Genomic DNA, 15,282 nt, shown 5'->3' with positions numbered 1-15,282 from the left:
ATGGAGCATCCTCCCTACCGCGTCGCGCAGGAGCTGGAGCTGCTGCTCGGCGATCCCGAGGACCCCGGCACGGACTTCTCCCACGCCCGCTGCCTGGAACTGGACGAGAACGAGGAGTTCCCGGGCGACATCTGCCGGGTGCTGGAGGACTGGGGCCTTCAGGAGTTCTACATCCCGGCCGAGCACGGCGGACGGCTCACCGACTACGAGACCGTCATGCAGGTCATGCGGGTGGTGGCCCGCCGCGATCTGACCGTCGCCGTCGGGCACGGCAAGACCTATCTGGGCGGGGTGTGCGTCTGGATCTCCGGCACCCCCGAGCAGGGCCGCCGGCTCGCCGCGGACATCCGCGCGGGTGTGCCCGTCTCGCTGGCCCTCACCGAGCGCGCCCACGGCAGCGACCTGCTCGCCGGGGACGTGCGGGGTGAGCCCGACGGCGAGGGCGGCTGGCGCGTCAGCGGCGAGAAGTGGCTGATCAACAACGCCACCCGGGGCAGCCTGCTCTCCGTCCTCACCCGGACCGGCCCGGACGGCGGGCCGCGCGGCTTCACCGTCCTGCTGGTCGACAAGCGGCCGCTGACCGAGGGCGAGCAGTACCGCTGCCTCGACAAGATCCGCACACACGGCATCCGGGGCGCCGACATCAGCGGCATCGCCTTCGACGATGCTCCGGTGCCGGCGGACGCGGCGGTCGGCGGCGAGGGCGGCGGCGTCGAGACCGTGCTCAAGGCGCTGCAGCTCACCCGCACCATGTGCGCCTCGCTGTCGCTGGGCGCGGCCGACCACGCGCTGCGTATCGCGCTCGACTTCGCCGAGCGGCGCGAGCTGTTCGGGCGGCGACTGGTGGACCTGCCGCAGGCCCGGCACGTACTCGCCTGCGCCGCGGCCGACGTACTGGCCGGGGAGGCACTGGCCACGGTGGCCGCCCGGTCCGTGCACACGATCCCCGACGAGCTGAGCGTGGCCGCCGCGGCCACCAAGTACCTGGTGCCCACCGGCACCGAGGCCCTGATCGGCGAGCTGACCCGGCTGCTCGGGGCGCGGGCGTTCCTGAAGGACGTCCACGCGCTGGGGATGTTCCAGAAGGTCGACCGCGACCACCGTATCGTCGGCCTCTTCGACGGCAACACCCTCGTCAACCTCAACTCCCTGGTCAACCAGTTCCGTTCGCTGGGCCGCGGCTGGCAGCGGGGCAGCGGCGACACGGCCGGTGCCGCCCGCGCGTTCGACCTCTCCGCGCCGCTGCCTCCGCTGGACCCGACACGGCTGTCGCTGGTGGCCCGGCGTGGCTCCGGCATCATGGCCACGCTGCCCGACTCGGTGGAGGCGCTGCGCTCCGAGGCCGCCCTGCGGCCGGAACTCAAGGGCGCGCTGGCAGCGGCGGAACGCCTGCTCGCCGCCACCGGCCGGGTCCACGAGGCCATGGACGCCTACCGCACGGTGGTCTCCGACGTTCCGCCCGCCGCCTTCGACGTCGCCCGGCAGTACAGCCTGTGCCTCGCGGGCGCCGCCTCCCTCGGCCTGTGGGCGCACAACCACCGCACCGCCAGCACGGGACGCACTGGAGCGCTCTGGAGCGACGGGGTGTGGCTGTGGCCCGTCCTCGACCGGCTGCTGACACGGCTGGGCGAGCCCGACGCGGGAGAGCCCGACGCCTACCCGCACCTGCTGGACCGGCTGCGGGCGACCCGCACCGCGGGCGAACTGTTCTCGCTGCTGCCGTTCCGGATGCACGGGGGCGCGAGCCCGCAGACCGAGGAATCCGACGCATCCCACGTATCTGACGCATCAGGCGACGGCGGTGACCGTCCGTCGGCCGCTGCCGCCGTATCCGCAGCCGCATCCGCACACACCGACACCCGGGCCGCCGTGGACGGCACCCGGACCTCCGAGGGGACGTCATGCTGAGTGATCCCGCGGTCGACCCGGCCGCGCACGAGGCGCAGGAGAGCGCGGTCCAGGCCCGGGTCGCCGAGCTGGAGAGCCGTTTCGGCGACCCCCACGACCCGGCCAACCCGCTCGGCACCGCCGGGCTGCTGGCCGCCGACGAGGCCGGGGAACTGCCCGCCGCCGGTGAGCGGCTCCTGGACGACCTGGTCCTCAACGCCGAGTTCGTGCCCGGCGAGTTCGGCGGGCGCCTTGACCGGCTGGACTCCCTCGCACGCGTGATGCGGCAGGTGTTCCGGCGCGATGTGGCGCTGGGCCTCGGCTACGGCATCACGTCGTTCATGGCCGCCGCCAACGTGTGGACGGCCGGAAACGAGGAGCAGCGGCGCAGGCTCGCCGAGCTGCTCCTTGGCGGCTCCAAGGTCTCCGTCGCCTACCACGAACTGGCCCACGGCAACGACTTCGTGCGCAACGAGTTCCGGGCCGACCCGGTACCCGGCGGCTTTCGGCTGCACGGCCGCAAGGAAGTCATCAACAACGCGGCACGGGCCGACGCCTTCGCCCTGTTCAGCCGCACCGACGACAGCCCCGGCAGCCGCAGCCACTCGGTGCTGCTGGCGGAACGGGACCAGCTCGACCAGGACCGCTTCAAGGTCCTGCCCCGCTACACCGCCGTCGGCGTCCGCGGCTGCAAGCTGTCCGGGCTGGACTTCACCGACTGCCCCGTACCCGACAGCGCCCTGGTCGGCGCGCGCGGCCAGGGCGTCGAACTGGCCCTGCGCTCCTTCCAGATCACCCGCAGCGCGGTGCCCGGCATGGCCATCGGCGCCCTCGACACCAGCCTGCGCACGGTGGTGGGATTCGCCGTCGGACGCCGGCTCTACCGGCGGTCGGTCATGGACATCCCGCACGCCTCCGCGACCCTCACCGGGGCCTTCCTCGACCTGCTCACCTGCGACAGCCTGGCGCTGGTCGGCACCCGGGCGGTGCACCTGCTGCCCGACGAGACCAGCGTGTACGCGGCGGCGGTGAAGTACCTGGTGCCCAAGATGCTCACGGACACCATGTACGACCTGTCGATCGTGCTCGGGGCGCGGTTCTACGTCCGCGAGGGCGAGTTCGGCATCTTCCAGAAGCACGTCCGCGACCTGCCGGTGCTCAGCCTCGGCCACGCCGGTTCGGCCGCCTGCCAGGCCACCATCATCCCCCAGCTCTCCCGGCTCGCCCGGCGCGCCTGGTTCTCGGGGGACGAGGCACCGCAGAGCCTGTTCCGCCCCCGGGAGCCACTGCCCGGCGGCATCCCCTTCGACCGGCTCGCCCTGGCCAGCGGCCGGGACAGCCTGAGCGCCTCCCTGGTCGCCGCCGCCGACGACCTGCCCAGCGGCTCCCCCGAGGAACTCGCGGTGCAGGGACTGGTGATGCGGATACTGGACGAGCTGCGGCAGATCCAGGAGGACAGCCTGAACCTGTCCCCCCAGGACCGCACCGCACTCGCCAGCCCGGCGAGCTTCGCGCTCGCCGACCGCTACGCGGTGTTCCTCGCGGCGGCGTCCGTCCTGGGCGTCTGGCGCGGGGCCCGCGACGGCGACGACCCCTTCCTGGCCGACCCTGCCTGGGTGGCCGCCGCACTGCACCGGCTGGCCCGCCGGCTCGGGCAGCGCCCGGCCGACCTGCCGCCCGGGTGCGAGGGCCGGGTGCACGAAGAAGTGCTCCGGCGCTTCCACGAACGCCGCAGCTACGACCTCTACGACACCCCGCTGGCCGGCTGACCGCCGCCCGCCCGGACCCGACGCGCCTTCACCGAGGAGTTGCACCATGTCTGTTCCCGCGACCGACCCCACCGCGAACACCGAGCCCACCGCCGAGTCGCTGAGCAGCTGGCTCGCCGACCGGATCGCTCTGTACCTCCAGCGGTCGCCGTCCGAGATCCAGCCCACCGTGCCGCTGGCCGAGTACGGGCTGGACTCCGTGGCCGCGCTGAGCCTGTGCGGTGACATCGAGGAGGACTTCGACCTCGTCCTCGAACCCACGGTGGCCTGGGACTACCCGACCATCGAGGCGCTGGCCGGTCACCTCGTCGAGGAACTTCAGTCCATGGAAGGCGGGAGCCGATGAGGCCCGTCGCCATCGTCGGCATCGACTGCCGCTTCCCGGGGGCGCCGGACGCCGGCGCCTACTGGGACATGTTGATGCGGTCCGGCGACGGGGTCGACAAGGTGCCCGGGCAGCGCTGGAACGCCCGTGAGTTCCACTCGCCCACCGGCGAGGACGGGCACTCCAACACCACCGAGGGCGGCTTCATCTCGGACCCGGACGCCTTCGACAACGAGTTCTTCACCGTCTCGCCGCGCGAGGCGGCGGCGATGGACCCCCAGCAGCGGCTGCTGCTGCAGTGCGCCTGGCGTGCCGTCGAGGACTCCGGCGTCGCACCGCAGCGGCTGGCCGGCACCGACACCGGGGTCTTCGTCGGCATCATGGGCAACGAGTGGGCGCAGCTCCACATGACCGACTACGCCCGCGTCACCGCCCAGCTCGGCTCCGGCAACGGCTACTGCATGACCGCCAACCGGATCTCGTACCACCTCGACCTCAAGGGCCCGAGCCTTGCGGTGGACACCGCCTGCTCCTCCTCGCTGGTCGCCGTCCACCTCGCCTGCAACGCCCTGCTCGCGGAGGAGTGCGACACCGCGATCGCCGCGGGCGTCAACGTGGCGCTCACCCCGGCACTCGGCATCTTCTACACCCAGGCCGGACTGTCCTCCCCCGACGGCCGGTGCAAGCCCTTCAGTGCCGACGCCGACGGCATCGGCCGGGGCGAGGGCGTCGGCGCGGTGGTGCTGCGCCGGCTGGAGGACGCCATCGCCGACGGCCAGCAGGTGTACGCGGTGATCCGCGGCACCGCCGTCAACCAGGACGGCCGCAGCAACGGCATCACCGCCCCCAACCGCTGGTCGCAGCAGGAAGTGGTGGCCGCCGCCTACCGCCGGGCCGGAGTCAAACCGTCCGAGGTCGCCTTCACCGAGGCCCACGGCACCGGCACCGTCCTGGGCGACATGATCGAGGTCAAGGCCCTCGGCCATCTGCACTCCGGCCGCTCCGGGCGCCCGATGTCCATCGGCTCCGTCAAGGGCAACATCGGGCACACCGAGGGCGCGGCGGGCATCGCGGGCCTCATCAAGGTCGCCCTGTCGCTGCATCACAAGGTGGTCCCGGCCAGCCGGTTCGCGGCCAAGGAGAACCCGGCCCTGAAACTGGCCAAGCAGGGACTGCGGCTCCTCAAGGCCCCGCTGCGGCTGCGTTCCGGGCCGACGATCGGGGGCCTGAGCAGCTTCGGGATGGGCGGCACCAACGCCCACGCCCTCCTGGAGTCCGCGCCCGCGCACGCCGTACGTCCCGAGACGGGCGAGCCGGAGTCCGGGCACACCGACAGTGGCGCCGCGGGTCTGGGCACCGGGGTCTTCACCCTGACCGCCCCCTCGCTGGAGGCGCTGCGCCGCAACCTGCTGGTGCAGGCCGATGCCGTACAGCGGCGCAGGACGCCGGTCGGGCCGCTGTGCTGGTCCAGCAACCGGGCCAAGACGGGGCACCGCCACCGTTTCGCGCTTCCTGCCGCGGACACCGGCGAACTGGCCGCGGGGCTGCGCGAGGCCGCCGCCGACGACGACCTGCTGACCCGGCTCTCCGACCGGCCCACGGGAAAGCCGCGGGTGGCGCTGCTGTTCACCGGGCAGGGCTCGCAGTACCCGGCGATGACCGCGCGTCTGTACCGGCAGTCGCCGCTGTACCGGCGGTTCCTGGACGAGGCCGACACGGCACTCGCCCCGCACACCGGCGGCTCGGTGCGCGACCTGCTGCTCTCCGGCGACCAGGCCGTGCACCGCACCGGCTGGACCCAGCCCGCGCTGTTCGCCGTCGAGTACGCCCTGGCGGCGAGCCTCACCGAACTCGGGGTGCGGCCCGCGCTGCTGCTCGGCCACAGCGTCGGTGAGTACGCCGCCGCCGTGCTGGCCGACGTCTTCCCGCTTCAGGACGCGGCCCGGCTGATCGCCGCCCGGGGCGCCCTCATGGAGGAGCTGCCCGAGGGCGGCGGGATGCTCGCCGTACGAGCTCCGCTCACCGAGCTGACCGAGCTCGTGGACGCGGAACCCCTGGTCGGGGTGGGCGCGGTGAACGGCCCCCAGGCCACCGTGCTCTCCGGGGACCTGGCGGCGCTGGAGCGGATCGAGGACGAGCTCGGCGGACGGGGCGTCAAAACCCGGCGGCTGGAGGTCTCCCACGCCTTCCACTCGCCGCTGATGACACCGATGCTGGACCGGTTCGCCGCGCTCGCGGACGAGATCGGCGGCGGCGTCCCCACGCTTCCGGTGTACTCCACCCTGCGCGGACGGCTGCTGGAGGCCGAGCCGATGGACGCCAAGTACTGGACCGAGCACATCAGCGCCCCCGTACTGTTCGGCGACGCCATGACGCGGCTGCTGGAGGCCGGGCCCACCCACCTGGTGGAGGTCGGCCCCCGTCCCGTGCTCACCCGCATGGCGCGTACCCTGCGCACCGTCGCCGGGGAGGGTGTCCACACCGTGGCTCCGGTGCCGGACGAGGAGGCCGACGGCCGGGCGTTCGCCGAAGCCGTGGCCGCACTCTTCCGCGGCGGGGTCGATCCGAACTGGGACAAGGCGTACCCGGAGGAGGAGCGGGTGGCGCAGCGGCTGGCGCCGTACGCGTTCTCCGACACCCAGCGGTTCTGGACCCGTACCCCCGTACGGGCCGCTGCTCCGGCGGACCTCGGCGTCGTGACCGACGCCGCCGCGCACACCGTGCGGCCGTACGCGCAGAAGCAGTCGCCCGCCGGGGGACACGGAGCCGTCCGGGCGTCCGTGCTGCCCTCCGCCGGAGAGGACCAGGCGGCGGATCCGGTGGCCCGTGCCGTGATCGAGGCCGTCGCGGAGGTCGGCGGATACGCGCCGGACGAGGTGTCGGCGCTCTCCCTGCTCTACGAGGACCTCGGCTTCGACTCGGTGATGGTCATGGAGCTGAAGGACCGGATCCAGGAGCGGCTGAGCGGGCTGGAGGAGATCAGCGTGCAGGATCTGCTGCCGCGGTTGTCGTCCGTCGGTGATCTCGTCGGTTATCTCCAGGACCGGACCGACTCGGCCGTGGCCTGACCGCTCCGCGAACCCGCCCCGCGAACCCGCCCCGCTCAAGGGGCGGTGGGGACGGGCGGGTTCGCTCGCCTTCTCCGCCCCGGATCGCCCCGTACCAGGAAGGACCCCTCTCATGCAGTCACCCGAGCAAGCCCCCTCACCCCCCGTCGCCCACCTCGCCGGGGTCGGTACCGCCCTGCCGGGCGACCCCGTCGACAACGCGATGCTCGCCCGGACGCTCGGCGTCAACGAAGAGTGGATCGACGTGTTCATCGGCACCCGGACCCGGCACTTCGCCCGGGACCTGGTCAGCGGTGAGGTGCGCTGGTCGCTCGCCGATCTGTGTGCGCGGGCCGCCGAGCAGGCGCTCACCGCGTCCGGACTCGCCCCGGACGAGATCGACTTCGTGGTCATGGGCACGGCCACCCCGGACCACCTCATGCCCGCCACCGTCAACCACGTCGCCGACCAGCTCGGCCTGGACCAGATCCCCACCTACCAGCTCCAGTCCGGCTGCGCCGGCGCCGTCCAGGCCCTGGAACTGGGCCGCACCCTCGTCACCGGCGGCGGGCACCGGGCCGGTCTGGTGATCGGGGGCGACGTCTGCAGCAAGCACCTGGACCTCGACCGGGACCTGTCCGGGGCGGCCCCCAGCGACCTCGTCAACTATGTGCTGTTCGGTGACGGAGCCGGTGCCGCCGTGGTCACCTCCGAGGCGCGCGGCGAGCGGCTCGCGCTGCGCGGCGTGCTGAACCGGTTCACGGGCCTCGGCCGGGAACCCGGCCAGGTCATCGACTGGTTCGGGCTCGCCGACCGGTACGACGACCGGCAGGCCGTACGGGAGGACTACAAGGCCATCGAGGAATCCGTCCCCGTCATGGCCGTGGAGATCCTCTGGGAGCTGCTGGAGGACCTCGACTGGTCCCCGGAGCAGGTGGACTTCCTGCTGCCGCCGCAGCTGTCCGGCCGGATGACACGACGGATCACCGAGCAGCTCGACCTGCCCGACGCCGTCGAGGTGTCCTGCGTCGCGGACACCGGCAACAACGGCAACGCCCTGCCCTTCCTCCAACTGGAGGGCCTGCTGGAGAAGATCGGCCCGGGCCAGCGCGCCCTGGCGGTCGCCGTCGAGTCCAGCAAGTGGATCAAGTCCGGTTTCGCGCTCGAAAAGATCTGACGTCCCCATCTGCCGTCCGCACGCACCCGCCCGGGAGGGCCGCACACCATGCACACCATCGACGACTTCGTCCGTCTCGTCCGGGACGAGCTCGGCATGCCGCTGGAGGAGCACCAGGTCTCCGTCGATCTCGACCAACTGCCCGAATGGGACTCGCTGTACCTGCTGAAGCTGGTCACCGCCCTGGAGCAGGCCACCGGCCGTTCGCTGCCCGTCGGCAAACTGCTGGAGGCCCGCAGCCTCGGTGAGATCCACCAGCTGGCGGCCGGGGCATGACCGGGTCCCGGCCGGACGGGACCCGGCCGGCCCCAACCCGGGTGCACCCCGAGCGCCGGCGCCGGCACACCCTGTACTTCCTGGAACACGCCGCCCGGCAGCGGCCCGTCCACCTCGACACCGACATCGACATGACCCGGATCGAGGCCCACCGGGCCGCCGCCCGGGCCACCGGCCTGCGCTACTCCGTCGTCACCTATCTGCTGCACGCCACCGGCCGTGTACTGCACCGCCACCCGGAGGCCAACGCGGCTCTGGTCCCGGCGCGGCTGTTCGGGCTGCGCGGACCACGGACCGTACGGTTCGCGGAGGTCACCGCCAAGCTGGCGCTGGACCGCACAGTCGGCGGAGAGCGGACCGTGCTGTCCGCGCTGCTGCCCGCCCTGGAGAGCGCCGGTCTGGACGACATCCAGCAGCGCGTCGACCGCTACCGCGGACCCGGCACCGAGGACCTGCCCGAGTTCCGCGGAGTCCGGCTGCTCGGCCGGCTGCCCGTACCGCTCGGGCGGCTCGCCTTCGCCGCCGCACTGCGCGACCCGCGCCGACGGCCGGAGATCTTCGGCACCGTCGCGGTCAGCTCGCTGGGCCACCGCCCGGTCGACGGCTTCCACTCCAGCGGCGGCACCGCGGTCACCCTGAACGCGGGCCGCGTCGCGGACCGGCCGGTCGTCCGGGACGGGCAGCTCGCCGTCGCCCCGGTGATGCGGCTCGGACTCACCTTCGACCACCGGGTCATCGACGGCGCCACCGCCGCCGACGTACTCGGTGACCTCAAGGACGCACTGGAGGGCTTCGATGACGGCGCGGAGGAGGACGGCACCCAGCTCCTCGCTCGGGGAGCCGGTTCGGATCTCCGGCCGTGACGGAGGTTGGGACCAGGTCCGCGCGGACCTGGAGGAGCACGCGGTAGCGGTGCTGCACGCCCGGCTCGCCGACTGGCGGCCGGACCGGGCGGGCGGCCCGCGCCTGCGTGCTCTGCTGGGCCGGGACTGGGACCGGTATCTGGAGCTGACGCACCCGCACGTGCGGATGCGGTTCGCCGCCTCCCGCGCGCTGCTGAAGTGCGCCGCCGCGGTGGCGCTGCGGGTGCCCCCACAGACCGTCGAACTCGGGTACGGCCTCACCGGCCGCCCCCGTCTGCGCGGCTGTGACGCGGTGGACATCAGCCTCAGCCACACCGAGGACCTGCTGCTCGTCGGGCTCTCCACCAAGGGACTGATCGGGGTGGACGCCGAGCGGGCGGACCGTCCCCTCTACACGCGCGGGCTGCACCGTAACGTCTGCACACCCCACGAGACGACCGCCCTGGAGCAACTCCCGCACCACCGGCGGGGCGCCGAGCTGGTGCGCCTGTGGACGCTCAAGGAGGCCTACAGCAAGGCCATCGGGCAGGGGCTGAGGCTCCGCTTCACCGAGTTCGGCTTCAGCGGCGACGACCGGCCCGTCAGGCTCCTGACCCCCGCAGGGGCGCCCGGCACCGGGGACGAATGGCAGTTCCGCACCTTCTCGGTCGACGGCGGTTACGTCGCCGGCGTCGCGGTGAGCGACAACGGCTTCGGCGGACCCCGGGACTCGGCGGCGCACGCCATGCTCGATCCGCTCGTGGTCGCGGCTGTATCCGAGGCGCTCGGCGACGACGCTGAACCCGAGGACGCGCCCGGGGGAGAGGACGACCTGCTGGGCTGGTGAGCGGGCGTCGTGCCCGTGTGGGCTGTCGGGGCCCACGGGGCCCACGGGGCCCACGGGGCCCACGTGGCTTAAGCCGTGCGACAAGCCCGCTTAAGGGACGGCGGGCAGCATCGGTTCAGAGGCGGGGCGCCCTGCCGGGAGACGTCCCCCGCTCCCGGAGGGCGCCCCGTCTCCCCCTCGTACGACCTGACAGTCCGCCCCGCAGCCGGTACGACCAGGAAGGCCTCCGAGCCGTCCGGGCCGCATCTCCCGGCGGTAGTGGCCCTCGCCTCCCGGAGGAGACGGAGAACAGCCGTGACTCCGCTCCCCCACCTGAAGAGAGGGGGGCTTCCAACCCGAAGGTTGCGGTCCAGCCCGAACCGATCCCTTTCGGGACAGAAGGAAAATATCACAGGCCAGGGAAGCGATTCCCCCACCGGCTGAAGCTGCCGGTGGTCCCCTCACCAGGAGACTGATGGACCACCTCGGAGAGCTAAAGGAATTCGCACAACTGCACGCCCGTGGCCAGGGGATCAGCGAACGCCAGGTCGCGGCCGTACTGCCCCGGATCACCAACGACGAGCCCGGACACCCCGAGTCCTGGGCGCGGGTGTGGACCGCCGAGGCCGACCGGCTGGCCTCCGCGGGCCGCCCGCTCGACGCCTGCCGCCGCTACGCCCTCGCCCGCTTCCCGTACCACGGCGACGACGACCGCAGGGAGGCCCAGGACAACTGCGTGCGGTCCTTCGACGAATGGCGCCGCCGGCGCGGCATCGACCGCATGGTCCTCAACCACCCGGACGGCACGTTCGCCTGCTGGGCGAGCGGACTCGACGCCCGCCGGCCACGGCCGCTCGTCCTGATCATGGGCGGCATCGTCAGCGTCAAGGAGCAGTGGGCGCCCCTCCTGCCCCGGCTCGCCCGCCTCGGTTACGCCGCGGTCGCCACCGAGATGCCGGGCGTCGGCGAGAACACCCTGCGCTACCACGCCGACTCCTGGCGGCTGCTGCCCTTCCTGCTCGACCAGCTGGCCGGGCGCGCCCGGGTGACCCGCACCTCCGTCCTCGGCCTCAGCTTCAGCGGCCACCTCGCGCTGCGTGCCGCGGCCGAGGACGCGCGCATCCACAGCATCCACACCGTCGGCGCCCCGGTGGCCGGGTTCTTCACCGACTCCGACTGGTGGCCCCAGGTGCCCGGCATCACCGTCGACACGCTGTGCCGGCTCACCGGGGCGCCCGACCACGACGAACTGCGGGCGCGGCTGAAGGACTTCGCGCTCGCCCCGGAGGTACTGCGCGCCGTCGACGTTCCGGTCGCGTACGTGGTCAGCTCCCGGGACGAGATCATCCCTCCCACGGAGCGTCAGCTGCTCGGCTCCCTGCTGCCCCACGTGCGCTTCAAGGAGTTCGACGACGTCCACGGTTCGCCGGCGCACCTGGGCGCCATGCGGAAGTGGCTGATCGGGTCGCTGCTGCGGGCCCGGTTCACGAACAGGGCCGGCCGGACCACGAGCCCGGCCGGCCCGTCCGGTCGGATCGCCGCCGGACACACGGGCGCCACCGAGGCCGGAGGGCACCCGCCGCGCGTGCCCTCGGCCGAGTGAACGACCACCTTCGCGCGTACGTCCCCGTGCCCGCTTCCGGCGCGTCCCCTCGCAACACCGACCCAAAGGTGGCTGCCATGCCTCTCATGTCCCCTGTGCCGTCTGTGTCGTCAGTGCCGTCCGTGTCGTCGTCCGTGTCGTCCGTGGCCCCGGTGGCCTCCGTGAAGACCCTCCCTTCCCCGGTCCCGGTGTTCGCGCCCTGGCGCGACACGACGCCGAGTCAGGCGCTGCCGTGGCGTTCCCTGGCGTCGCTGGGCCTCGAACCCGACGCGGGAGCCCGGCGTGCCGCTCCCGCTGCCGGTGGGTACCGGGGTGCACCGGACGTCGTCGAGTCCGCGCCGGTCCCGTCCCGCACCGCCTCCGACCACCGCCCGGTACGGCAGGAGGCCTGACCCGTGGCCCCCGCCCGGCGGCGGGCCACGGGCTGACGTCCGCTCGGCGCGGCGCCCGACGTCAGGCGGCGCCCGCCCGGGTGAGGGCGGGGGCAGCGGCGGGGGCTGCCGTTCCGATGAGCCACATGCCCGGCCGGACCTCGACCGCGTGGGCGGTGTGGGCGGGACGGCGGGGAGCGTCCGACGTCAGGCGGGCCGCGGTGCGGCGGATGTACTCCGCCCAGCGGCGGTCCCCGAGCCGTTCCGCGGCGCGCCGGCACTGCGCCAGCTGACGCATCGCTGCCTCCTTGCGGCCCTGCCGCAGGTTGACCAGGGCCAGCCCGTTCAGCGCCGCCACCACGCCCCGCGAGTCCCCTCCCGCCGAACACAGGGCCAGAGCCCGCCCGTACCGCCGCGCTGCGGCCCCCAGACGGCCCTGGCCGAGCAGGATGTCCGCCACACCGATACGGCAGCGCGCCGCCCCGATCCGGTCACCGGCCAGCTTGAAGGCGTGCTGGGCGTCGGTGTAGTGCCGCACCGCCCGGTCGGCCTCGCGACGCTGCCAGGCGAGGTCGCCCAGCGAGTACCGGATCACGGCCTCCGCCTCGGTGTCGCCGGCGCGCAGGGTGGCGTCCAGCGCGAGGCGGTGGGTCTCCTCCCAGTCCTCCCAGGCCGCGCAGGCGTGGAAGTACCCCTCGGCGGCCCCCGCGAGCTGCCACACCAGGGGCCAGAGCCCGGCCGCGTGCGTCTGCCGCACCATCTCCACCAGGCCCGTGGCCTCCTCGCGGAACCAGCGGTGAGGGTTGGCCCCGACGATCCTCTCGGCGTCCGGCTCCATACCCGTGGGTGTGGGTGTGGGTGTGGGTGTGGGTGTGGGTGTGGGTGCGGGTATGGGTGCGGGTTCGAGGGAGGTTCTCCAGTCCCTCCCGGGTGTGAGCCGCCGGTCCGCGTGGCGGGCCAGGGCCGCATACGTCCGGCCCAGCCGTTCGACGGTGTCGCGTCGCGTGCGGGCGCTGTCCGCCTCCCCGTCGACCAGGTCCGTGGCCAGCACCCGCAGCAGCGAGTGGAAGGCGTAACGGACCGTGTGTCCGTCGGTACGGGCCTCCAGCAGCTGGGCCCGTACGAGCTCCTCGGCCGTCTCCTCCGCCACCGAGCGGTCCGTGTCCAGCAGGGCCGCGGCGGTCCACACCCCGAAGTCGGGGGCCGGGGCCAGGGACAGCAGCCGGAATGCCCGCTGCAGCGCCGGGCCGACCTCCTGGTACCCCGTCAGCAGGCTGGAGCGGAGGTCGAGGTCGCCCTCGCGCAGGACGCCGAGCCGGGTCCGCTCGTCGCGCAGGCGGCCCGCGAGCGCGGCGGGCGTGGTGTGGGGGCGTGCCGTGAGGGCCGCCGCCGCCACCCGCAGTGCCAGCGGGAAGCAGCCGCACAGCCGGGCGATCTCCGCGACCGCCACCGGGTCCTGAGCCATCCGCTCGCCTCCCGCGGCGAGCAGCAGTTCCACGGCCTCGTCCGGCCGTACCGCGTCCAGCAGCAGATGCTCCGCGCCGTCGAGTGCGGCGGCACTGCGGCGGCTGGTGAGGATCACCGCGCAGTCCGCGGCGGCCTGGAGCAGCGGCCGTATCTGTTCCACCGACGCCGCGTCGTCCAGGACGAGCAGCAGCCGCCGCCCGTGCAGGGCCCGCCGCAGCCGGTCCGTCACCTCCTCGGGATCGGTCGACGGGGCGCCCGGTGTGTCGTCACCGAGGCGGCGCAACAGGGTCGCCCCGGCCTGTGCGGCACTCAGGGGGCGGCCCTGCGGTCCGCGCAGCCGCATCAGCAGCTGACCGTCCGGGAACAGGTCGGCGACCCGGTGGGCGAGTTGCAGCGCCAGCGAGGTCTTGCCCACGCCGGCCGACCCGGACACGGCCAGCACCCGCACCGGCCGGCGCCCGGCGCTTCCGCGCAACGCACGTTCCCCGCGGGCCAGTTCCTCGTGGCGGCCGACGAATCCGGGTGTCACGGCGGGCAGCACGGGGGCCGGACCGGGGGCGAACAGCGGCCTGCCCCCTTCCTGCCCGGTGTGCCCGGCCTGCCGCGCCTGCCCGGCCTGCTCGGTGTGTGTGGTCTGTGCGGTCGCGCGCCGGGAAGCCTCCGGGCCGCGTGCGGTGCTGCCGCCGTCCCGGCCCGTGCCGCTCGCACTCGTACCAGGATCAGCGCCAGTACCCACGGCGGTACCGGTACGGATGCCGGTACCGGGCGTACCGGGTGCAGTGCTCGTACCGGCCGTGTCCCGAAGGGGTTGCCAGTCCAGTGACGGATCCCGGCGCAGGATGCGTTCGTGCAGCCGGGCGAGGGCGGGGCTCGGCTCGACGCCGAGCTCCTCCACGAGGGAGCGGCGCAACTTGCCGTACACCCGCAGGGCGTCGGATCCACGGCCGGTCCGGTACAGCGCCACCATGAGGTGCGCGTGGAGGGTCTCCCGCAGGGGATGCTCGTTGGCGAGGGCCAGCAGTTCGCCGGCGAGCTCCTGGTGACGGCCCAGCCGCAGATCGGCGATGATCCGCTGTTCCAGGACCTCCATCCGCAGCTCGTCGAGGCGGATGGCGGCGGACTCCAGCCGTACGCCGTGCGGGATTCCCGACAGGGCGGGTCCCGTCCACAGGGCGAGCGCGTCGTGCAGCAGCCGGGAGGCATGGCCGAAGTCCCCCTCCTGATACGCCGTACGGCCCTCGGTCCGCAGCCGCTCGAAGCGGGGCAGGTCGAACTCCCCCTCGGGAACCTGCAGGAGGTAGCCGGGCGCCCGGGTCAGCAGCTCGCCGACGGATCCCTTGTCACGTCTACGCGCGTCAATACGCAGTTCATTTCTACGCGCGTCACTTCTACGCGCGTCAATATGCTGTTCATTTCTACGCGCGTCACGTTTGGCGATACCGTCACCGCCGTCGCCTTCGTCTCTTCCGTCGGCGAGCACCTTGCGCAGCTGGGACACGTACACCTGGAGCGTGGTGGTGGCGGTACGCGGCGGTTCCGTCCCCCACAGTTCGTCGATCAGGCTGTGCACCGGGACCACTTCGCCGGCGTGCACCAGGAGGGTGGCGAGCAGTGCGCGTGGTTTCGCCGCGGACGGGGTGCGGGGCGACAGGCTCACCGGCCCCAGTACCCGGAAACGCATCATGGGCTCCT

11 protein-coding genes are annotated in these 15,282 nt (G+C 73.3%); 10 read left to right on the top strand and 1 reads right to left on the bottom strand.

From position 1 onward, the window contains the following. From E0500_RS01960 to E0500_RS01915, 10 genes are all read left to right on the top strand, one after another. Window positions 1-1,908, top strand: coding sequence for an acyl-CoA dehydrogenase family protein (locus E0500_RS01960; RefSeq protein ID WP_131561248.1), 1,908 nt, complete (start codon window positions 1-3; stop codon window positions 1,906-1,908). Beyond that, window positions 1,902-3,656: an acyl-CoA dehydrogenase family protein gene (locus E0500_RS01955; protein ID WP_131561246.1), complete on the top strand. Its 1,755-nt coding sequence runs from the start codon at window positions 1,902-1,904 to the stop codon at window positions 3,654-3,656. The genes E0500_RS01960 and E0500_RS01955 overlap by 7 nt, the downstream gene beginning before the upstream one ends. A 46-nt stretch (window positions 3,657-3,702) precedes the next feature. After that, complete coding sequence (locus tag E0500_RS01950; protein ID WP_131561244.1) at window positions 3,703-4,002, top strand: acyl carrier protein; 300 nt, start codon at window positions 3,703-3,705, stop codon at window positions 4,000-4,002. Beyond that, entirely contained in the window at window positions 3,999-7,049 is a 3,051-nt protein-coding gene (locus E0500_RS01945) for a type I polyketide synthase (protein WP_131561242.1), read from the top strand. Before E0500_RS01950 ends, E0500_RS01945 begins: the two co-directional genes overlap by 4 nt. Before the next feature lie 112 nt (window positions 7,050-7,161). Then, window positions 7,162-8,205, top strand: coding sequence for a 3-oxoacyl-ACP synthase III family protein (locus tag E0500_RS01940; RefSeq protein ID WP_131561241.1), 1,044 nt, complete (start codon window positions 7,162-7,164; stop codon window positions 8,203-8,205). 48 nt (window positions 8,206-8,253) lie between these two features. Further along, window positions 8,254-8,481, top strand: a complete 228-nt coding sequence (locus E0500_RS01935) for an acyl carrier protein (protein ID WP_131561239.1) — start codon at window positions 8,254-8,256, stop codon at window positions 8,479-8,481. Next, complete coding sequence (locus E0500_RS01930; RefSeq protein ID WP_131561237.1) at window positions 8,478-9,344, top strand: 2-oxo acid dehydrogenase subunit E2; 867 nt, start codon at window positions 8,478-8,480, stop codon at window positions 9,342-9,344. The genes E0500_RS01935 and E0500_RS01930 overlap by 4 nt, the downstream gene beginning before the upstream one ends. Next, window positions 9,277-10,170, top strand: coding sequence for a 4'-phosphopantetheinyl transferase superfamily protein (locus tag E0500_RS01925; RefSeq protein ID WP_131561235.1), 894 nt, complete (start codon window positions 9,277-9,279; stop codon window positions 10,168-10,170). Before E0500_RS01930 ends, E0500_RS01925 begins: the two co-directional genes overlap by 68 nt. Before the next feature lie 454 nt (window positions 10,171-10,624). Further along, on the top strand, window positions 10,625-11,752 hold the full coding sequence (locus tag E0500_RS01920) for an alpha/beta fold hydrolase (RefSeq protein ID WP_131561233.1): 1,128 nt from the start codon (window positions 10,625-10,627) through the stop codon (window positions 11,750-11,752). A gap of 122 nt (window positions 11,753-11,874) precedes the next feature. After that, complete coding sequence (locus tag E0500_RS01915; RefSeq protein ID WP_220140424.1) at window positions 11,875-12,144, top strand: hypothetical protein; 270 nt, start codon at window positions 11,875-11,877, stop codon at window positions 12,142-12,144. 61 nt (window positions 12,145-12,205) lie between these two features. On the opposite strand, the gene E0500_RS01910 is transcribed toward E0500_RS01915, so the two are convergent. Beyond that, a complete protein-coding gene (locus E0500_RS01910; protein ID WP_399120133.1) occupies window positions 12,206-15,271 on the bottom strand; it encodes a BTAD domain-containing putative transcriptional regulator in 3,066 nt (1,021 codons plus the stop codon). Window positions 15,272-15,282 lie beyond the last annotated feature (11 nt).

The organism is Streptomyces sp. KM273126, assembly GCF_004337435.2.
Taxonomy (GTDB): Bacteria; Actinomycetota; Actinomycetes; order Streptomycetales; family Streptomycetaceae; genus Streptomyces; species Streptomyces acidicola.
This window is presented reverse-complemented; position numbering and strand designations above follow the sequence as displayed.